Annotated in this window: 18 protein-coding genes; 16 read left to right on the forward strand and 2 right to left on the reverse strand. The window is 73.4% G+C overall.

Annotated elements, in window-relative coordinates; all coding sequences use genetic code 11:
* The 9 genes from AMK31_RS04000 (at nucleotide 1) to AMK31_RS04040 (ending at nucleotide 6,567) form a co-directional block, all read left to right on the forward strand.
* Nucleotides 1-1,221: a ketosynthase chain-length factor gene (locus tag AMK31_RS04000; RefSeq protein ID WP_073938882.1), complete on the forward strand. Its 1,221-nt coding sequence runs from the start codon at nucleotides 1-3 to the stop codon at nucleotides 1,219-1,221.
* A 46-nt stretch (nucleotides 1,222-1,267) separates the two neighbouring features.
* Complete coding sequence (locus AMK31_RS04005; protein WP_073938883.1) at nucleotides 1,268-1,732, forward strand: SRPBCC family protein; 465 nt, start codon at nucleotides 1,268-1,270, stop codon at nucleotides 1,730-1,732.
* Between the two features lie 9 nt (nucleotides 1,733-1,741).
* A complete protein-coding gene (locus tag AMK31_RS04010; RefSeq protein WP_073938884.1) occupies nucleotides 1,742-2,197 on the forward strand; it encodes an anthrone oxygenase family protein in 456 nt (151 codons plus the stop codon).
* Nucleotides 2,198-2,235: 38 nt separating this feature from the next.
* Nucleotides 2,236-2,991 carry an SDR family NAD(P)-dependent oxidoreductase gene (locus AMK31_RS04015; protein ID WP_073938885.1) on the forward strand — a complete coding sequence of 252 codons (756 nt, stop codon included), beginning with the start codon at nucleotides 2,236-2,238 and terminating at the stop codon, nucleotides 2,989-2,991.
* Nucleotides 2,991-3,311, forward strand: coding sequence for an antibiotic biosynthesis monooxygenase family protein (locus AMK31_RS04020; RefSeq protein WP_073938886.1), 321 nt, complete (start codon nucleotides 2,991-2,993; stop codon nucleotides 3,309-3,311). Before AMK31_RS04015 ends, AMK31_RS04020 begins: the two co-directional genes overlap by 1 nt.
* Complete coding sequence (locus AMK31_RS04025; protein WP_073938887.1) at nucleotides 3,301-3,633, forward strand: antibiotic biosynthesis monooxygenase family protein; 333 nt, start codon at nucleotides 3,301-3,303, stop codon at nucleotides 3,631-3,633. The genes AMK31_RS04020 and AMK31_RS04025 overlap by 11 nt, the downstream gene beginning before the upstream one ends.
* Nucleotides 3,634-3,696: 63 nt before the next feature.
* Nucleotides 3,697-4,572 carry an NAD(P)-dependent oxidoreductase gene (locus tag AMK31_RS04030; RefSeq protein WP_073938888.1) on the forward strand — a complete coding sequence of 292 codons (876 nt, stop codon included), beginning with the start codon at nucleotides 3,697-3,699 and terminating at the stop codon, nucleotides 4,570-4,572.
* 1 nt (nucleotide 4,573) lies between these two features.
* The gene (locus AMK31_RS04035; protein ID WP_073938889.1) at nucleotides 4,574-6,268 is read left to right on the forward strand and encodes an FAD-dependent oxidoreductase; all 1,695 of its coding nucleotides are present in this window, start codon (nucleotides 4,574-4,576) and stop codon (nucleotides 6,266-6,268) included.
* Complete coding sequence (locus AMK31_RS04040) at nucleotides 6,265-6,567, forward strand: antibiotic biosynthesis monooxygenase family protein (RefSeq protein ID WP_241842519.1); 303 nt, start codon at nucleotides 6,265-6,267, stop codon at nucleotides 6,565-6,567. Before AMK31_RS04035 ends, AMK31_RS04040 begins: the two co-directional genes overlap by 4 nt.
* A 283-nt stretch (nucleotides 6,568-6,850) precedes the next feature.
* On the opposite strand, the gene AMK31_RS04045 is transcribed toward AMK31_RS04040, so the two are convergent.
* Nucleotides 6,851-8,308, reverse strand: coding sequence for an MFS transporter (locus AMK31_RS04045; RefSeq protein ID WP_073938991.1), 1,458 nt, complete (start codon nucleotides 8,306-8,308; stop codon nucleotides 6,851-6,853).
* A 216-nt stretch (nucleotides 8,309-8,524) separates the two neighbouring features.
* Between AMK31_RS04045 and AMK31_RS04050 the strand changes: the two genes are divergently transcribed.
* From AMK31_RS04050 to AMK31_RS04060, 3 genes are read left to right on the forward strand one after another with little or no spacing between them, the layout of a single operon-like run.
* The gene (locus AMK31_RS04050; protein ID WP_073938890.1) at nucleotides 8,525-10,360 is read left to right on the forward strand and encodes an asparagine synthetase B family protein; all 1,836 of its coding nucleotides are present in this window, start codon (nucleotides 8,525-8,527) and stop codon (nucleotides 10,358-10,360) included.
* A complete protein-coding gene (locus AMK31_RS04055) occupies nucleotides 10,357-11,562 on the forward strand; it encodes a M24 family metallopeptidase (protein WP_073938891.1) in 1,206 nt (401 codons plus the stop codon). The genes AMK31_RS04050 and AMK31_RS04055 overlap by 4 nt, the downstream gene beginning before the upstream one ends.
* An 8-nt stretch (nucleotides 11,563-11,570) precedes the next feature.
* Entirely contained in the window at nucleotides 11,571-13,136 is a 1,566-nt protein-coding gene (locus AMK31_RS04060; protein WP_073938892.1) for a multicopper oxidase family protein, read from the forward strand.
* A 73-nt stretch (nucleotides 13,137-13,209) separates the two neighbouring features.
* Here AMK31_RS04060 and AMK31_RS04065 read toward each other — a convergent pair whose 3' ends face one another.
* Entirely contained in the window at nucleotides 13,210-14,856 is a 1,647-nt protein-coding gene (locus AMK31_RS04065) for an FAD-dependent oxidoreductase (RefSeq protein ID WP_241842520.1), read from the reverse strand.
* Nucleotides 14,857-15,070: 214 nt separating this feature from the next.
* Between AMK31_RS04065 and asnB the strand changes: the two genes are divergently transcribed.
* Genes asnB through sbnA form a run of 4 tightly spaced genes read left to right on the forward strand, consistent with a single transcriptional unit; the run spans nucleotide 15,071 to nucleotide 19,576 of the window.
* On the forward strand, nucleotides 15,071-16,924 hold the full coding sequence (gene asnB, locus AMK31_RS04070; RefSeq protein ID WP_073938893.1) for an asparagine synthase (glutamine-hydrolyzing): 1,854 nt from the start codon (nucleotides 15,071-15,073) through the stop codon (nucleotides 16,922-16,924).
* On the forward strand, nucleotides 16,921-17,826 hold the full coding sequence (locus tag AMK31_RS04075) for a DUF6410 domain-containing protein (protein WP_073938894.1): 906 nt from the start codon (nucleotides 16,921-16,923) through the stop codon (nucleotides 17,824-17,826). The genes asnB and AMK31_RS04075 overlap by 4 nt, the downstream gene beginning before the upstream one ends.
* A 23-nt stretch (nucleotides 17,827-17,849) precedes the next feature.
* On the forward strand, nucleotides 17,850-18,611 hold the full coding sequence (locus tag AMK31_RS04080; protein ID WP_241842521.1) for a GNAT family N-acetyltransferase: 762 nt from the start codon (nucleotides 17,850-17,852) through the stop codon (nucleotides 18,609-18,611).
* Nucleotides 18,608-19,576: a 2,3-diaminopropionate biosynthesis protein SbnA gene (gene sbnA / locus AMK31_RS04085; protein WP_073938895.1), complete on the forward strand. Its 969-nt coding sequence runs from the start codon at nucleotides 18,608-18,610 to the stop codon at nucleotides 19,574-19,576. The genes AMK31_RS04080 and sbnA overlap by 4 nt, the downstream gene beginning before the upstream one ends.
* The last annotated feature ends 172 nt before the right edge of the window (nucleotides 19,577-19,748 follow it).

A 19,748-nucleotide genomic window follows, 5' to 3' on the forward strand; every position in this document is an offset into this window, starting at 1 on the left:
ATGAGCGCATCGAGCGCTCCCGTCATCACGGGACTGGGGATCTGCGCGCCCACCGGTATCGGCGTCGAGGCCCACTGGTCCTCGGTGCTGGCCGGGAAGTCGGCCATCGGACGGATCGAGCGCTTCGACCCGACGCCCTACCCGGTGCGTTACGCCGGGCAGGTGCCGGGCTTCGACGCCACCGAGAACGTGCCGGGCCGGCTGATCGTGCAGACCGACCACTGGACGCATCTCGCGCTGGCCGCCGGGGAGGCCGCGCTGGCCGACTCCGGCGCCGACGTCACGGCCATCCCCGAGTACGAGATGGCCGTCGTGACCTCCTCGTCCTCCGGTGGCACGGAGTTCGGGCAGAAGGAGATGACGGCGCTCTACCAGAACGACCCCAGCTGGGTCGGCGCCTACCAGTCCATCGCCTGGTTCTACGCGGCCACCACCGGCCAGCTGTCCATCCGGCACAAGATGCGCGGCCCGTGCGGGGTGCTCGCCTGCGAGCAGGCCGGCGGACTCGACGCCATCGGCCAGGCCCGGCGGCTGGTCCGCCGCGGCTCCCGGCTGGTCGTCACCGGCGGCACCGACGCCTCGCTGTGCCCCTACGGCCTGACCGCGCAGCTCACCACCGGCCGGCTGTCCACCGTCCAGGACCCGGAGCGCGCCTACCTGCCCTTCGACGCCGAGGCCTCCGGGCACCTGCCCGGCGAGGGCGGCGCCATCCTCGTCGTGGAGAGCGCCGAGCAGGCCGCCGAGCGCGGCGCGGGCACCGGCTACGGCCGGGTGCTCGGCTACGCCGCCGGATTCGACCCGGCCCCCGGCTCGGGCCGGCCGCGCGCCCTGCGCCGCACCGCCGAACAGGCCATCGCCGACGCCGGACTCACCCCGTCCGACATCGACGTCGTCTTCGCCGACGCCTCCGGCGTCCCGGAGGACGACCGGGACGAGGCGGAGGCCATCGCCGCCGTCTTCGGCCCGAACGGCGTCCCGGTCACCGCGCCGAAGACCCTCACCGGCCGGATGTACGGCGGTGGCGCCCCGCTCGACGTGGCGACCGCGCTGCTCGCGCTGCGCGAGGGCGTGATCCCGCACACCGCCCACATCCGCGAGGTCGCCCCCGGCCTGGACGTCGACCTGGTCACCGGCGCCCCGCGCGAGCTGCCGCTGCGGCACGCGCTGGTGCTGGCCCGCGGCCACGGCGGTTTCGCCTCGGCCCTGGTGCTGGGCCGCTGAACCGACCGACACCGCTTTTCGAAAGCCTCCGTACCGAGGAGTTGTCATGGCTGGACACACCGACAACCACATCGTCATCGACGCGCCCATGGACGTCGTCTGGGACCTGACGAACGACGTCCCCAACTGGCCCAACCTGTTCAGCGAGTACGCCTCCGCCGAGGTGCTGGAGCGGGACGGCGACACCGTCGTCTTCCGGCTCACCATGCACCCGGACGAGGACGGCAACGTCTGGAGCTGGGTCTCCAGGCGGACCGGTGACCCGGCCACCCGCACGGTGCGCGCCGAGCGCGTCGAGACCGGCCCCTTCGAGTTCATGAACATCTACTGGGAGTACACCGAGGAGCCCGGCGGCGGGGTGCGCATGCGCTGGGTCCAGGACTTCCACATGAAGCCCGAGGCGCCCGCCACCGACGACGCGATGACCGAGCACCTCAACATCAACACCAAGGTGCAGATGGCGCTCATCAAGGAGCGGGTCGAGGCCGCGGCACGCGTGCTCACCCGCTGAGGAGCACCGGTGCTGAACCTACTCGCCCCCCTGCTCCTGCTCTGCAACGGCCTGGCCGCCGGGGTCCTCTTCGGCACCCAGCTCGGCGGCTTCCCCTATCTCGCGTCGCTGCCCACCGACCGCTATGTGCACGCCCACGCGTTCTTCGGGCAGCGCTACGACCCGGCGATGCCGATCTGCCTGCTCGCCACCGTCGTCCTCGACGTGGTGCTGGCGGCCGGCGCGGCCGGCACCGCGGCGCGCACCCTGTTCGCGGTCGCCGGGGTGCTCGCCCTGGCCACCGCCCTGATCTCGGTGACCAAGAACGCGCCGGTCAACCGGTGGATGCGGACCATCGACCCGGAGAACCTGCCGAAGGACTTCCGGGACCCGCGCCGCGAGTGGGGCGCGTGGAACCAGCGCCGCAGCGTGCTCACCATCACGGCGCTCGTCGCCAACTGCGCCGCGCTCGGCTTCCTGCTCTGACCTGCTCCGACCCTGTGAACGTGCTACGGAGGTATCCCATGGATCTCGGCCTCAAGGGCAAGAAAGCCCTGGTCACGGGCGGCACCCGAGGTGTCGGCCGCGGCGTCGTGCTGGCGCTCGCCCGCGCCGGCGTCGACGTCGTCACCTGCTACCAGCGCGACAGCGAGTACGTCGCCTCCCTGGAGCGGGAACTGAAGGAGACCGGCGGCGACCACCACGTGGTGCGCGCCGACCTGTCCCAGCCGGAGGAGATCGCCGCGCTGCTGACCAAGGTCCGCGAGCTGCACGGCGACCGCCTCGACCTGCTCGTCAACAACGCGGGCGCGATCAGCCACATCCCGTACGCCGAGCTGCCGCTCGAGGAGTGGCAGCGCATCCTCGCCACCAACGTCACCGGCGCCCACCTCGTCATCCAGCACGCGCTGCCGCTGCTCGGCGAGGGCTCCTCGGTGGTGTCGATCGGCTCCCGCGCCGTCGAGGCCGGCATACCGCTGCGCGCCCACTACACCACCACCAAGGCCGCCCTGGTCGGCCTGAACCGCTCCCTGGCCAAGGAGTTCGGCCCCAAGGGCATCCGCTTCAACGTGGTCGCGCTCGGCGTCATCGAGACCGAGAACTTCCACGCCATGCCCGAGGAGCAGCAGCGCCTGATGGCCGAGCGGTACGGCGCCAAGACCGCCCTGGGCCGCCTCGGCACCCCCGACGAGGTCGCCGGCGCGATCCTGTGGCTGGCCAGCGACCTGTCCCGGTACGTCACCGGCAACACCATCGGCGTCGACGGGGGGATCTCCTGATGGCCTTCCGGGTGATGCTGCGCATGGAGATCGAGCCGGGCAGGGAGGCCGACTTCGAGAAGGCCTGGCTGGAGGGCACCGAGGCGGTCACCGGCCACCCCGCCAACCTGGGGCAGTCGCTGTCCCGCGAGGACGGCCCCGGCAGCACCTACGTCATCGTCAGCGACTGGGTGGACGAGCCCCGCTTCCGCGAGTTCGAGGACAGCCCGGCCCACCTGGAGCACCGGGCGACCCTCCACCCGTTCCGCAAGGGCGGCACCTTCCACGTCATGGAGGTGCTGCACGGCATCGAGGGCAGGGCGGCCGCCGATGCCCGGTGAGGGCGGCGCGGGCGGCGGCGAGGTCCGGGTCGTGGTGTACCAGGCCGCGTACGACGAGGAACAGCTCGCCGCGGTCCGGGCCGCGTACCACGAGGTGAGCGAACGGCTCGCGGGGGCGCCCGGCATGCTCGGCAACGAGCTGCTGCGCAGCCCCCACGACCCCACCGCGCTCGCCGTGCTGAGCCGCTGGGAGTCGCTGGCGGCGTTCCGGGCCTGGGAGGCCGGCCCGGACCACCGCCAGGACACCGCGCCGCTGCGGCCGTTCCGCGACGACCGCGGCGGCGCCCCCTTCGCCGTCTACGAGGTCGACGCGGCGTACTGAGACAAGCGCGCCCGGCGCGAGACGAGTTCCTGAGGCTTAGCGACGTACGAGGAGTAAACCACCATGACAGACCGCCAGTTGGCGTTCATCGGCCTCGGCAACATGGGCGGCGGCATGGCCCGGCGGCTGCTGGACACCGGGCACACCCTGACCGTCTTCAACCGGACCGCGGCCAAGGCCGCCCCGCTCGTCGAGGCCGGCGCACGGCTCGCCGACGCCCCGGAGCGGGCGGCGGCCGGGCACCAGCTCGTCATGCTCAGCCTGAGCGACGAAGCGGCCGTCGAGGAGATCCTGTTCGGCCGGGTCGTCCCGGTCCTGGCCCCCGGCACGGTCATCGTGGACACCTCCACGGTGTCCCCCGGCTACGCCCGCGAGGCCGCCGCCCGGCTGGCCGCCAAGGGCCTGCGCCGGGTCGAGGCCTGTGTCGTCGGCAACCCGCTCCAGGCCCGCAAGGGCGAGCTGCGGGTGTTCGTCTCCGGGACCACCGAGGACCTCTACGAGGCGCGGCCCGTCCTGGAGGCCATCGGCAGCGAGGTCGTCCACCTGGGCGCCCCCGGCACCGCCGCCAGCATGAAGCTGATCCTCAACCTGCTGCTCGGCGCGCAGGTCGCCGCCCTCGCCGAGGCCGTCGACTACGGCACCGCGGCCGGCCTGGACCGCGACCAGCTGATCGGCGTCGTCTCGGGCAGCGGCTTCAGCTCCCTGGTGATGCGGTTCCGCGCCGAACTGATGCTCAAGCGCACCTACGAGCCGGCCTTCTTCCGCTCCGAGCTGATGGAGAAGGACATCCGGATCGCGATGGAGGCGGCCGCCGAGCTCGGCACCGTCATGCCCGTCCTGGGCGCGGTGCGGGAGCGGTTCGCCCAGGTACTGGCCGCCGGTGACGGGGACAAGGACGCCTCCGTCCTGGTCGAACACCGGCCCGAGCAAGGAGGGTGACATGCTCAGTACCACCCGGAGCACGCTCCGGAACACCGACGTCCTGGTGGTCGGCGGGGGGCTCGCAGGACTCTCGGCCGCCGTGTTCCTCGCCCAGCAGGGCGTGGACTGCCTGCTGATCGAGCGGCAGCCCGAGCTCTCCGGCCACCCCCGCGCCCGCGGCGTCCATCCGCGGGCCATGGAGCTGATGCGGGCCGCCGGCGTCGAGGACGAGATCCGGGCCATGCCCTCGGCCCGGACCCTCGCCCGCAACTCCGGCGTCATCGCGGCCCGTTCGCTGGCCGGACCCGAACTCGGCGCCCTCGACGAGAAGTACGTCATGGACGTCGGCGCCGACGTCGGCACGCTGTCCCCGACCGGCTGGTGTCTGTGCCACCAGGGCGAACTGGAGGACGTGCTGCGGGGCCGGGCCGAACGGCTCGGCGTCGCCCTGCGCTTCCACAGCGAGCTGCTCTCCTTCACCCAGGACGGCCCCGCCGACGAGGAGATCACCGCCCGAGTCAGGGACCGCGTCACCGGCGCCGAGCGGACCGTCAAGGCCCGCTACCTCGTCGCCGCGGACGGCGCGCACAGCGGGATCCGGGACTCGCTCGGCATCCCCTTCGAGGGAGAGGCACTCGGCCACTACGTCAACGTGCACTTCCGGGCCGACCTCACCGAGCAGCTCGCCGGCCGCCGGTTCCTGATGTGCTACACGTTCAACGAGCAGGTGCGCGGCGCCCTGATGCCGCTGGACAACGCCACCGACTGGCTGCTGCACATCGCCTGCGACCCCGCCGTGACCGACCTGGAGTCGTACACCGAGGAGCGGTGCGCCGAACTCGTCCGGGCCGCCGCCGGCGTACCGGACCTCAGCCCCCGGATCCTGTCCGTCTCCCCCTGGGAGGGCGCCGCCCGCACCGCGGAGCGCTTCCGCGACGGACGGGTCTTCCTGGTCGGGGACGCCGCGCACGTCATGCCGCCCAGCGGCGGCTTCGGCTCCAGCACCGGCATCCAGGACGCGCACAACCTGGCCTGGAAGCTCGCCGCCGTCCTCGACGGCTGGGCCGGTCCTGAACTGCTCGACAGCTACGACGAGGAACGCCGGCCGATCAGCGTGGCCACCGTCGAGCAGGCCGTCCTGCGCTCCCAGGACCGGCCGCGGCTCGCCGACGAGCCCGGGGAGCGGCAGCCGGCGCATCCGGGCATCGTCGAGGACCCCCTCGTCTGGCTGTCCTGGCGGTACCGCTCCTCGGCCGTGACCGCCTGGGACGAGGGCGTCCTGCCCGGCTACGGCGTCTGGTCCGCGGAGAACGACGGACGGCCCGGCAGCCGGGCCCCGCACCTGCGGCTGCGCCGGGGCGGCGCCGAACTGTCCGTGCTGGACCTGTTCGGCTCCCGCCCGGTGCTGCTCACCGGGCCCGACAACCGGGCCTGGCGGGAGGCGGCCCCGGCGGTCTCCCACGAACTGGGGGTGCCGCTGGAGGTGTACGGCATCGGCGCGGAGCTGACCGATGTCGAGGACCGCTGGCCGGAGCGGTACGGCGTGACGGCGCAGGGCGCGGTGCTGGTACGGCCCGACGGGGTCGTCGCCTGGCGCTGCGCGGACGCGCCGGTCTTCGCCCGCAACACGCTGCGCGCGGTCGTGACGCGGCTGCTCGGGCGGGACGGCACGAACGCGGCGACGACCGACGAGGGAAGGGACGGACGACGGTGACGCACAGGGTGATCCTCCGCATGGAGGTCTTCCCGGAGATGGCCATGGACTTCGAACGGACGTGGCGGGAGGTGGGGGAGTCGATCTCCCGGGAGCCGGACAACCTCGGTCAGACGCTGGTGCGGGACACCGAGGAGGAGGGCGTGTACTGGGTGCTCAGCGACTGGACGTCCGAGGACCGCTTCCGCGCCTTCGAGGTGAGCGAGCGGCACCTGGCGCACCGGCTGAAGCTGAAACCGTACCGCAGGGGCGGGGCGATGCACGTCACCGAGGTGATCCGCGAGATCGCCCCGGCCTGACGCCGGGCCCCGAAGGGCGCCGCCGCGAGGGACATCCTTCGCGGTGGCGCCCTTCGCCGTGCGGGGAGCGCCGTAGGGGGTGTGCGTGTGATGCGGCTGCGGGCCGGTGGGGGGCGTTCGCGCAGTTCCCCGCGCCCCTTGAGGTGGGCCCACTGGCCCGGCCTGAAAGGGGCGCGGGGAACTGCGCGACCAGCCACACACGACCCGCACCCCGCAGCCGGTCCGAACCCAGCGCTTCGCCCCCGGCCGAAGACGACGACCGGGGGCGGCGGGAGCCGCGGGCTCAGTGCGGCTGATGCTCGCGTACCGGCGTCCGGGGGACGGGGGTCTCGGCGGGCCGGGCCGGCCGGGGCAGGCCGAAGCGCAGGAGGCCCAGCGCCAGGACGTACATCACGAGCTGGCAGCCGAGGGCCCAGCCCACCGCCCGGACGGAGTCCGTCGCGCCGGCCGCCAGGCCGTAGAACACCGAGCCCACCAGGGCGACTCCGAACGCGTTGCCGATCTGGCCGAACGTGGAGAACACCCCGCTCGCCGAACCGATGCCGCCGTGGGGCATCGCGGAGAGCGTGATGTTGTACAGCGGGGGGCTCAGCAGGCCCATCCCCGCCCCGCACAGCACCAGGCCGGGCAGGATGTGCAGCGGGCGCAGGTCCAGGCCGCGGTCCACGCTCTGCCAGAGCAGGACGGTGGTGCCCACGGCCATCAGCAGCGCGCCGCACTCCAGCATGGGGCGCCCCAGACGTCCGGTCAGCGGCACCGACGCGCCCGAGGCGACCGCCGCCGACAGGGCGAAGGGCAGCAGGGTGAACCCCGCCTCCTTCGCGCTGTAGCCGAGGCCGTCCTGCAGATGGACGACGTAGACCAGGAAGAACGAGGCCACCGCGCCCAGCACCAGGAAGTTCACCGCGGCGCCGGCCGGGAAGGCCCGCCCGCGGAAGAGGCCCGGCGCGAGCAGCGGGGTGCGTCCGGCGCGTTCGGCCCGGCGCTGCAACGGCGCCAGCAGCGCGAGCACCCCCACGCCGACCAGGGCCACCGGCATCAGCAGCAGCGGGTGACCGGTCTCGCGGCCCTGCACGAGCGGGACCAGCAGCAGCAACAGGCCGGCGGTGGCCACGGCCACACCGACCAGGTCCAGGCGGGGTGCCCGCTGCGCCCGCTCGGCGGGCAGCCAGCGCGCGGCGAGCACCAGGGCGACCGCGCCCACGGGCAGGTTGACGAGGAACACGGCACGCCAGCCGAGGCCGAACAGGTCGGCGTGGGCGAGCAGCCCGCCGAGCACGGGCCCGCCGCAGGTGGCGGCGGCGATCACGGCGGCCTGCACCCCGAACGCCGGGCCGCGCCGCTCCTTGGGGAACAACAGGATGATCACCGGGGCGATCTGCGGGGCCAGCAGGGCCGCCGACAGCCCCTGGAGCACACGCGCGGCGACGAGCACCCCGGCGTTCGGCGCGGCCGCGCACAGCGCCGACGCCAGGGTGAACGCGACGATGCCCCACAGCACCAGGGGGCGGCGCCCGTACGCGTCGCCCAGCCGGCCGGCGGTCACCAGCAGCAGCGCGAAGGCGAGGCTGTAGCCGGCCAGCAGCCACTGCACGGCCGCGTCGGACGCGCCGAGTCCGTCCTGGATCGACGGTGCCGCGATGCTCACCACGGTCACGTCGAAGGTGTGCAGGAATCCTGCGAGCAGGACCGCACCGAGCGCGAGCCAGGAGCTCCGCGGCACGGTCGGGTGGGTGGTCACGTACGCCTCCTGGAAGTCCGACTTGAGGTCGCGGCCACTGTCCGCAGGAACCACGGAGGACGGCTCGAGGATCGTTCGACGGCCCGGCCGCGCGGCCTGCGCTGTCCACCGCCGCTCTAGCGGGGTGCGTCCGGGGCGCGACCGTGCGCCCGGATGCTGCCGGTGACCTTCAGACGCAGTCAGAACGCAACTTCACGTGGGAACAGAGGTGACGCCGTGTCCGGGCTCGTTGGCTGGATCGACTTCGAAAGGGACCTGCGCAGGCATCGGCCGGTCGTCACGGCGATGGCGTCCACGCTGGCGCAGCGCGGGCCGGACGGGGAGGCGGTGTGGACCGGCGAGCACGCCGCGCTCGGCGCCCGGCTGCTGCACCTCGACGGACTGACGGACGAGCAGCCGTTCGTGCTGCCCGCCGGCGAGCACGACATCGTGGCCTGTGTCACCGGCTGGCCGACCGGCACCGAGGCGGTGCGCGCCGACCTGGCCGCCGCCGGGGTGCGGGTGCCGGCGTCGGCCGGGCCGACGGCCCTGGTCGCGCACGCCTACCGCGAGTGGGGCGACGGCTTCCTGCCCCGGCTCACCGGCGCCTGGGCGGTGGCGATCTGGGACGGCCGCACCGAGGAGATGGTTCTCGCCCGTGACCACCTCGGCGGCCAGCCCCTGTACTGGACCCGCACCTCCACCGGCATGGTGTTCGGCTCCGAGCGCAAGGTGCTGCTCGCCCACCCCGAGGTGGACCCGGTCGTCGACGCGGCCGGACTGCGCGAGGCGGTGTCCCAGGCGCTGCCGCACGGCGGCATCTTCTCCGGTTTCGACCGGGTCGGCGCCGCCGAGATCGCCCGCTGGGGCCGCGACGGTCTCAAGCGCCGCAAGTACTGGGGCATCAGCACCCAGCCGCACACCGACGACTACGACACGACCGTCGCCCGGGTGCGCGAGATCCTGGCGCGCAGCGTCGAGGACAACCTGACCGAGGACCCGTCCCAGATGCTGGTGATGCTCTCGGGCGGCGCCGACTCCTCCGCCGTGGCGGGCCTGGCCGCGGACTCGCTGGCCCGTTCGCAGAGCGGCAGCCTGCGCGCGTTCACCATCGAGTTCCGCAGCAGCGAGTTCCGCGCGGACGTCATGCGCAGCACCCACGACACGCCGTTCGCCACCGAGGTCGCCACGCACATCGGCGCCGACCACACCCTGGTGGAGCTGGAGACCGGTGACATCCTCGACCCGATCGTGCGGGTCGGGATGCTGAAGTCGAAGGACTTCCCCACCCGCCAGTACGACATGGACACCGCCCAGTACCTGACGGTGCAGCGCGCCGCGCAGGAGGGCTGCAAGGTGGTCTTCGCCGGGTACGGCGGCGACAAGTACTTCCAGGGCGCCACCTGGTTCACGCACAAGGACCTGGTGCTGTCCGGGACCTTCCCCTGGGTGGCGCTCGCCCAGAAGTTCGGCGCCGCCAACGGCTTCGGCACCGGCCTGTTCAACGCCGACGCGCTCGCCGCGCTCGACTTCCCGACGTACTACCGCGACGTGTACTCCACCGCGGTCGCCGAGGTCGAGTACCTGCCCGAGGAGGACGAGTGGCAGCGCCACATGCGGCGCGTCGCCTACCTGATGAACACCCGCTTCGGCATCGACGCGGGCTCCTACTCGGCGGCCGGCCTCCAGCTGCGTACGCCGATCAACCACCCGGAGCTCGTCCAGTACGCGTACAACATCCCCAACGAGATGCACAACCGGCGCGGCATCGAGAAGGGCATCCTGCGCGCGGCCGTCGCCGACCTGCTGCCGGAGTCGGTGCTCAACCGGCACCGCAGCGCCTCCCCGGTGTCGAACCACCCCGACTACCCGGCCGGTCTGCAGCGGGCCATGAAGGCGGTGCTCGCCGACCCGGACGCGCCGGTGCGGCAGATCATGGACGTGGAGGCGGCCGGTGCGGTCGCGGCGAGCCTGGAGCGGCTGACCAAGGACCGGATGGCCCGGGCCGACGTGGAGCTGATGCTCCAGCTGAACCTGTGGCTGGACCACTACCGGGTGAGGCTCGCGCTGTGACCGCCGACGGTTCGCGCGCCCGGCGCCTCGCCCGGCACCTGGACGAGGCGGGCCTGGACGTCCTGGTCGCCACGTCGGCGGAGAACGTGCTGTACCTGACGGGGATCTCCAGCGTCGGCGGCCAGAACCACCCGTACAGCAGCCGCGCGCTGGCCGTGGTGACCCGGGACCGCCCGGACGCCCCGTACTTCGCCAGCTCGCGCGGCGACGTCGACCAGTTCCTGGACGCCACGACCGCGCTGAGCGGCGTCGTCGCCTACGGGACGTTCCACCGCGAGCTTCCGGAGGGGCTGGAACTCACCCCGCGCGAGGAGCGGTTCAAGGAGATCGGGGTGGACGCCCCGCCCGCGCCGGACGCCCTGGGCGCCCTGGTGCGGATCCTCACCGAGGCCGGGCTGGCGAACGCGCGGGTCGGCGTGGACGAGAACGCCGCCCCGCTCGGCTTCCTCGACCGGCTCGCCGAGGCCCTGCCGGGCGCCGCGGTGCGCCCCGCCGCGGCCGTGCTCCAGCAGGTCCGCAAGGTCAAGACGGAGGCGGAGACCCACCGGATCGCCGAGGCCGCGGCCATCGCGGAGTCCGGGATCCGGGCCGCCCTGGGCATCGCCGCCGAGGGCGTCACCGAGCGGGACATGGTGCGGGAGTTCGAGACGGCCGTCGCGCGGGCGGGCGGCCGCCCGCGGTTCACCCTGATCAAGTTCGGCCGGGACGGGGTGCTGGGACAGACCCGGCCGTCGGACACCCGGCTGCGGCGCGGCGACTCGATCTGGTTCGACGTGGGCTGCACCTGGCGCGGCTACTGGTCCGACATCGCCCGGACCGCCTGCCTGGGCGAGCCCGCGCCCCGGCTGGCCGCGGTGTACGCGGCGATGCTGGCGGGCGAGCAGGCCGCGCTGGACGGCGCCAAGGCCGGCATGACGGGCGGCGAGCTGTTCGACCGCACCGTGGAGGCGGTACGGGCGGCCGGTGTGCCGCACTACCGCAGGCACCACGTCGGTCACGGCATCGGCGCGGAGATCTACGAGCCGGTCCTCCTCACGCCCGGCAACGGGGACGTGATCGAGGAGGGAACCGTCGTCAATTCCGAGACGCCGTACTACGAGTTCGGCCTCGGCGGCGTCCACGTAGAGGACCCCTTTGTCGTCGAGTCCGACGGCAACCGGCTCCTGACCACGCTGGACCGCTCGCTCATCGTCATCGACTAGGAAGGCACATGTCTCTTTCACGACGCCGATTCCTGGGCGCCTTGGGCGTCACCTCCACCGGGCTGATCCTCCCGTTCGCGGCCGGCTGCAACAGCGGCGGCGACGGCGAGGGCGTCATACAGTCCGGGGACGTGCCGCTGCCGGAGCGCTTCACCCTCGCCTTCAAACGGCCGCCGGTCATCAAGCCGACCTCGTCCGAGGGCACCACCGACTACTTCGACGTACGGGCCCACACCGCCAAGGTGGAGATCCTGCCCGGCGTGCAGACCGAGATCTTCGGCTACAACGGCACGTTCCCCGGCCCCACCTTCGAGGTCCGCAAGGGCCGTACGGCGGTCGTGCGGACCCGCAACGACCTGCCCGTGCCGATCGTCACCCACCTGCACGGCGGCAAGACGCCGGCGGAGAGCGACGGCTACCCGACCGACCTGCTGCTGCCCACCTCCGGCTGGACCGCGTCGGCCCACCAGCACCACTCGGGTGTGGCGATGGAGGGCACGACCGCCGAGGGCACCAGGAACTACACGTACCCGAACGCCCAGCGGGCGGCCACGCTCTGGTACCACGACCACCGGATGGACTTCACCGGGCCGCAGGTCTGGCGCGGGCTGGCCGGCCTGTACATCGTCCGCGACGCGGAGGAGGACGCGCTGCCGCTGCCCAAGGGCGACCGCGACATCCCCGTGATGATCATGGACCGGGCCTTCGACTCCAACGGCGCGCTGTCCTACCCGTCCATCGACCCGACCCTGAAGACCACCCCCGGCGTCACCGGCGACGCGCACAACGGCATGACCGGGGACGTCATCCTGGTCAACGGCGTGCCCTGGCCGCGGCTCCAGGTGCCGGGCGCCCGCCACCGGCTGCGGCTGGTCAACGCCTCCAACTCCCGCCGCTACCGGATCAAGCTGGACCCGGAGCCCCCGTCCGGCGAGCCCTTCACCCTGGTCGCGAGCGACGGCGGACTCCTCGCCAAGCCGCAGGAGATGGACTCCGTCTACATGGTGCCGGGCGAGCGCTTCGACGTGATCGTGAACTTCGGCCTGTACGCCCCTGGCACCAAGGTCACCATGGAGAACAGCCTCGGCGACGGCTCCACCGCCGAGGTCATGCAGTTCGTGGTCGGCGACAGGATCACGGACAACACCTCCGTGCCGGCGACGCTGTCGACTCTCGAGCGGCTCGACCCCGCGAAGGCCGTCCGCACCCGGTCCTTCACCCTCGCCCGCAACCAGGAGAACGGGCACTACGTCTACAAGATCAACGGCTATCCGTTCAGCACCGACCGCAGCTGGGCCGACGTCAAGCGCGGCGAGATCGAGATCTGGGAGTTCAGCTCCACCACCCACCACCCGATCCACCTGCATCTGTCGCCCTTCCAGGTGTACAAGCGCGGCGGCTCCACCTCGGTCAACCCCGAGGACGTCGGCTGGAAGGACACGGCGCGCATGATGCCCAACGAGAAGCTCAGCCTGCTGGTCCGCTTCGACGACCACACCGGCAAGTTCGTCTTCCACTGCCACAACCTCGAGCACGAGGACATGGCGATGATGGCCAACTTCCGCGTGTCGTAGCACGGTTCATCCGTTGCCTCCCCGCAACGCCAAGGGGCCGCCGTCCTCCCGGACGGCGGCCCCTTCCGCGTGCTCAGTCCGCGTCCCGCACCAGCGTGCGCCGCAGGGCCGCCTCCAGGACGGCGGCACCGTCCGCCACGGCACCGGCCGAACGCCAGGCCACGAAGCCGTCGGGACGCACCAGCACGGCACCGTCGGCGCTCACCCCGTAGCGCCGGTGCCAGCCCTCCTCCGACCCGTCCCGCAGCTCCGCGCCGAACGCGACCGTGCGCAGCCGCGCCCCGACCCGGCGCGCGGCGTCCTCACCGGCCCGCCGCCACGGCGAGCCGTCGGCGCCGCACACCAGCACCAGCGACGAGCCGTACAGGTCCAGCAGCGAGCCGGGCCGGTCCACCTCCCCGTCGCGCCGCAGCACCGGCACATGCGGGGCACGCGTGCCGGGCTCCCCGGACAGCTCCGCCGGCTCCCGGAACCGGGCCAGGCTCACACCCGGCTCGGCGACGGCCGGATAGGCGTGCCCGAGCATCACGGCCAGCACGTCCACGGTGGCCCGGCGCTGCTCCTCACCGGCCCGCCCCGACCGCACCAGCAGCCGCAGCTGCGCCTGCTCGATGGTCGCCTCCGCGACCGGCCTGCGCTCCGCGTCGTACGTGTCGAGCAGCCCCTCACCCGCCTCGCCGCGCAGCACCGCGGCGAGCTTCCAGGCCAGGTTGTGCGCGTCGTGCACACCGGTGTTGGCGCCGTAGCCGCCGATCGGCGGGATCACGTGCGCGGAGTCCCCGACCAGGAACACCGAGCCGTCCCGGAACCGCTCCGCGGACAGCGCGGCCAGCTCCCACGGCAGCACACCGATGATCTCCACCGGCGCGTCCGGCACGCCGATCGCCGAACGGACCAGCCGCACACTGCGCTCGGTGCCGAAGTCCTCCGGTGTCTCGCCCTGCTCGGGGCGGTACTGGAGGATCAGCGTGCCGCGCCCCAGCGTGTCGTCGTGGCCCAGCACCGCGCCGCTCATGTCGGCGTTCTCGATCTGGCAGATGGAGAACCGGCGCCCGGCCAGCGGCCCGCTCAGGTCCGCGCGGAACAGGATGCTCACCTGGTGCTGGAGGGTGCCCCGGCCGACCCGGCGGATGCCCAGCGTCTCCCGCACCGGGCTGCGCCCGCCGTCCGCGGCGACCAGCCAGCGGGCCCGCACCCGGCGCTCCTCGCCGGTGTCGCGGTCCTTCACCGTGGCGACGACCGGGCCGTCCGGGCCCTCCGGCCGCTCGAACGAGGTCAGTTCGGTGCCGTAGCGCAGCACCGCCCCCGCCCGGTCGGCGGCCTCGCGGACGATCGGCTCCATGACGTCCTGGCCCAGCGAGATCTGCCGGGACGGCGTCACGGCGCTCAGATCGCCCGGCTCGGGCAGCATGGCCGCCTTCAGCTCCCGGCCCGCCAGCGACTCCACGGTCGCCTGCCGGCGGTGCTCCGCGTAGCCGGCGGCGGCCCGCAGCACCGGCTCCTCCACCCCGACGGAGCGGAAGAGCTCCAGCGTCCGCGGGTACCACCCCCACGCCCGGGGGTGGACGGAGGTCGACGCGTGCCGCTCCACCAGCGCGCACCGCACCCCGTGGTGCCGCAGGAACAGCGCACAGCTCAGTCCGGTGATGCCGCCGCCCACGATCAGAACGTCCGTCGACTCCTCGGACCGCTCCACAAGTTCCTCGGGCTCCTTGCCCACAGCCACACTCCCTTCCGGTACGAACGGCCGGACCCGGATCGACCGGATCCCGTCCGCGGAGCATCGTCCGCACGGCTGCTGGAGAGGCCGTCCAGTCAAACTTGAGGTACCGCGGCCAGCCTGTGGCTCCCGTAGAGCTCCGAACAGGCTGGCCGCCGCGCGCTGATCGGACGCCCAGCCTGTTCGGAGCTCCCACCGAGAGGAGCCCCACGCCGTGTCCGGAATCGCAGGATGGATCGACCCCGAACGGGATCTGCGGCGCGAACGGCCCGCGCTGCTCGCCATGACCGCCTCCCTCGCCCAGCGCGGCCCCGACGGGGAGAAGCTGTGGACCGCCGAGCACGCCGCCGTCGGCGCCCGCTGGTCCGACGCGGACGGCACCGGCGCCCCGCGCCAGCCGTGGGTGCTGGAGGAGGGCGGGCGCACCGTGCTCGCCGCCGCCGTCACCGGCACCCTGTACGACGCCGAGGGCCTGCGCGCCGACCTCGGGGTGACCGGCCGCCCCGTCACCCAGGCCGAACTCGTCGGCCGCGCCTGGCTGCGCTGGGGCGAGCGGTTCGCCGAACACCTCGACGGGGCCTTCGCCGCCGCCGTCTGGTCCGAGCGCGACCAGGAACTGGTGCTGGCCCGCGACCGGCTCGGCAACCAGCCGCTCTACTACTACCCGCTCGCCTCCGGCGTGCTGTTCGGCTCCGAGCGCAAGGCGATCCTCGCCCACCCCGCCGTCGAACCGGTCATCGACGCCGACGGCCTGCGCGAGCTGTTCTCCTACGCCGGCACCTCCGGACACGGCATCCTCAAGGGCTTCGCCCAGGTGCCGCCCGGCCATGTGCTGCGCTTCACCCGCGCCGGCCGCACCAGCCACCGGTACTGGCAGCTGACCGCCCAGGAGCACACCGACGACCAGGCGGAGACCATCGCCCGGATCCGAGAGCTGCTCGGCGCCTCCGTCCGCCGCAGCCTGGGCACCGGGGCCGTCCCCGGCATCCTGCTGTCCGGCGGCATCGACTCCAGCGCCGTCACCGCCCTCGCCCACCAGGCGCTCGCCGAGCGCGGCGGCGGCACCGTGCGCACCTTCACGGTCTCCTTCGGCTCCGCCGAGGAGTTCAAGCAGGACGAGATCTGGGGCAGCCCCGACGCGCCGTTCGTACAGTCCGTCGTCCGGCACCTGGGCACCGAGCACACCGACCTCGTCCTCGACACCGCCGACATCATCGACCCGGCGGTGCGCGCGGCCGTGCTGCGCGCCAAGGACGTGCCCAGCCCGCTCGGCAACATGAACACCTCCCTGCACCTGCTGTGCCGGGCGGTGCGCGAACATGTCGGCTCGGTGCTGCTCGGCGAGATCGCGGACGCCGTGTTCGGCGGCTTCGCCTGGGTCCACAACAAGGAACTCGTCGAGGCCCCCACCCTGCCCTGGGTGGCCATGGCCCGCTTCGGCGGCGGCAAGCACGGCCTCGGCGGCGACCTGCTCGCCCCCGACCTGCTCGGCAAGCTCGACCTCAACGGCTACTGCGCCGACGCGTACGCGACCAGCATGGCCGAGGTGCCGCGCCTGGACGGCGAGAGCGGCCAGACCCTGCGCATGCGGGAGATCACCTACTTCCACCTCACCCGCTGGCTGGAGACCCTGCTCAGCCACGACGAGTCCCTCGGCTCGGCGGCCGGTCTCGGCACCCGCATGCCGTTCTGCGACTGGCGCCTGGTCAACTACGCCTACAACGTGCCGTGGTCGCTGAAGAGCTTCGACGGCCGCGAGAAGTCCCTGCTGCGCGCCGCCGTCGCCGACCTGCTCCCCGACGACGTCGTCAACCGCGCCAAGAGCCCCTACCCCGTCACCCAGGACCCGGCCTACGGCCACGCCCTGTGCGACGGCATGGCGGCCCTGCTCGCCGACCCCTCCGCACCGGCCGCGCCGCTCGCCGACACCGCCGGGGTGCGGGCCCTCATCGACGACCCGTCCGTCCTGGACAGCGGCATGCGCGCCTGGGTCGCCCGGGCCAACGTCGAGATGCTGCTCGGCCTGAACGACTGGCTGCGCCGCTACGGCGTGCGGGTGGAGCTGTGAGCGCGGCGGGCACCACCGGCCGCGGCCGGGCCCTCGTCCTCGGACGGGACGCCGGGCCGGTCGGCCGGGCCGTACGCGTCGCGGCGGGCGCCGCCGCCCTCACCCACATCCTCACCACCAAGGCCCCCGAGCACGGCGGCGGCGAACTCCTCGCGGCCGCCGGTACGGCCCTCGGCCTGGCCGCCGCCTACACCGGGCTCCTCGTCCTGCTCGGGCCGCTGCTGGCACGCGGCGCCCGCAACGGGCTGTCGGGCTGGCCGGGCGGCGCCCTGCTCCTGCTGCCGATGCTGCTCTACCCGATCGGCGTCCTGCCCGACGGCCCCGCGCTGGGCGTCGCCCTGTACGTCGAGTTCTCGGTGCTGGTCGCCGGGCTCGCCGGGTACGGCGGCATCGAACTGGCCGCCCTGCCGGTGCTGCTGCTGGGCCGGCGGCCCGTCCTGTACGGCCCGTTCAACGCCGTCGACCTCGCCGAGCGGGGCATGCGGGGACGGTGGCACGGCACCCCCGAACGGTTCGCCGGCGCGCTCGCCGCCGCCGGTCTCGCCTGGTTCTGGGTGGTGCCGCCGCTGGCCGCCGTGCGCGGCTCCTTCGGCGACGCCTTCGACGCGCTCGGCGTCCTCGACCCGGCGGCCGCCGGCGCCGTGCTCGTCGCCGGCGTCCTGCTCGCCGTACCGGCGCCCGGACCGGCCCGGCTGCGCCGGCTGCGCGCCGCGGCGTTCGGGCTGCTCGGGCTCGGAGGGACGGTCGGAGCCCTGCCCGACGTGCTGTGGCCGCTGATCATCCTGACCGGCCTGGTGACCGGCGTCGTACGGCTGACGTCCGGCCGCCGGCGGGAGATCCGCGTGCCCGCGCCCGGGATCACCGCCCGTCCGCACGTCAAGACGTCTTCCACCACCCGTTGAGACCGCCTGCGGAGCATTCCCCCATGGCAGAGAACATCGCTGAAAGCACCCGGACCATGCCGGGCGCACCGCGCGACGGATCGGCGTCCGCCCCCGGCGGCCACCGCGCCGCACTCGCGGTCTGGGCGCCCCAGTTCCGGCTCCGGCTCACCACCCCGCGGCTGGAGCTGCGCGTCCCCGACGAGAGCGATCTGCGCTCGCTCGCCGAACTCGTCGCCGACCAGGGCATCCACGCCCCCGACGCATCACCCTTCCAGGGCGGCTGGAGCAACGCGCTGCCGCAGGTCGTGGCGGGCCGAGTCCTGCAGTACCTGTGGAAGGGACTCGCGCTGAGCCGCCCCGACTACTGGAACCTCGGCCTCGCCGTGTTCCTGGACGGCCGCCCGGTCGGCGTCCAGGGCCTCCAAGCCCGCAACTTCCCCCGCCTGCGGGAAGCGGCGAGCGAGAGCTGGCTGGCCCGCGGTCACCAGGGCCGCGGCCTCGGCACCGAGATGCGGGCCGCGGCACTCCACCTCGCCTTCGCGGGGCTGGGTGCCCGGCACGCCACCTCCGCCGTGTACGAGGACAACTCCGCCGCCCTCGGCGTCAACAAGAAGCTCGGCTACCAGCCGGACGGCATCGAGGTGCAGGACCGGCGGGGCGAACCGGTGGTGCTCACCCGCTGGCGCATGACCCGCGCCCAGTGGGAGCTGAGCCCCGCCGCCGAGGTGACCACCGAGATCCACGGACTCGACGGGTGCCGCGCGCTGTTCGGCGCCCCCACCGCCCACCAGGAGACGGCGTGATCCACGACTCCATCACCGACTGCGTCGGCGGCACCCCGCTCGTCCGGCTGAGCCGGCTCTTCCCCCAGGACGGCGTCGAGGTCCTCGCCAAGCTCGAGATGCTCAACCCGGGCGGCAGCGTCAAGGACCGCTCCGCGCGCTACATCGTGGAGCGCGGCATCAGCGACGGCATGATCCGCCCCGGCACCCACATCGTCGAGAGCACCTCCGGGAACTTCGGCGTGGCGCTCGCCATGGTCGCCGTCCGCTACGGGCTGCGGTTCACCGCCGTCGTCGACCCCAACGCCTCCCGCACCAACCTGCGCATCCTCCGCCAGTACGGCGCCGAGATCGAGATGGTCCGCGAGGTCGACTCCGCGGGCGGCTATCTGCACACCCGGCTCGCCCGGGTGCAGGACCTGCTGACCGAGGACCCGGACGCCGTCTGGATCAACCAGTACGCCAACCACCTCAACTGGGAGACCCACGCGGTCACCACCGCCCGCGAGGTCATCGACGACTGCCCGGAACCCGTCGACGTCCTGGTGGCCGCCGTCAGCACCACCGGCACCCTGCACGGACTCGCCCGCGGCCTGCGCCGCGTGTGGCCCCGGATGCGGGTGGTGGCGGTGGACGCCGTCGGCTCGGTCATCTTCGGCACACCACCGGGGCCGCGGATGCTGCCCGGTGTCGGATCCAGCCGGGTGCCGGAACTGCTCACGCCCGCCGAGATCGACCGGGTGGTGCACATCGACGACGCCGCCGCCATCCGCGGCTGCCACCGGCTGCTGCGCCAGGAGGCCATCTTCGCCGGAGGCTCCTCCGGCTCGGTGGTGGCCGCCGTCGAGGAACTGCTGCCCGACCTTCCGCGCCCCAGCCGCGTCCTGACCCTGCTGGCCGACCGGGGGGAGCGCTACCTCGACCTCGTGTACACCGACGAGCTGGCGATCGAGCACGACGAACTCGCCTACTCCAGCCATTCCTGACCGGCCGTCCGGCACCGGCCGCGGCCGTCCCGGCGTCAGGGACGGCCGCGGCCCCCGGCTCAAGCACCGCTCGAGCGCCCCTCCAGCCGGCTCGGCTGAAGTGGGGAGGCCGTCCATCCACCCGCTGAACGACGCAAAGCCACCACCGACACACGGCTGCTCAGCCGACCGA

The sequence above is a fragment of the Streptomyces sp. TSRI0107 genome, assembly GCF_001905845.1.
Taxonomy (GTDB): domain Bacteria; phylum Actinomycetota; class Actinomycetes; order Streptomycetales; family Streptomycetaceae; genus Streptomyces.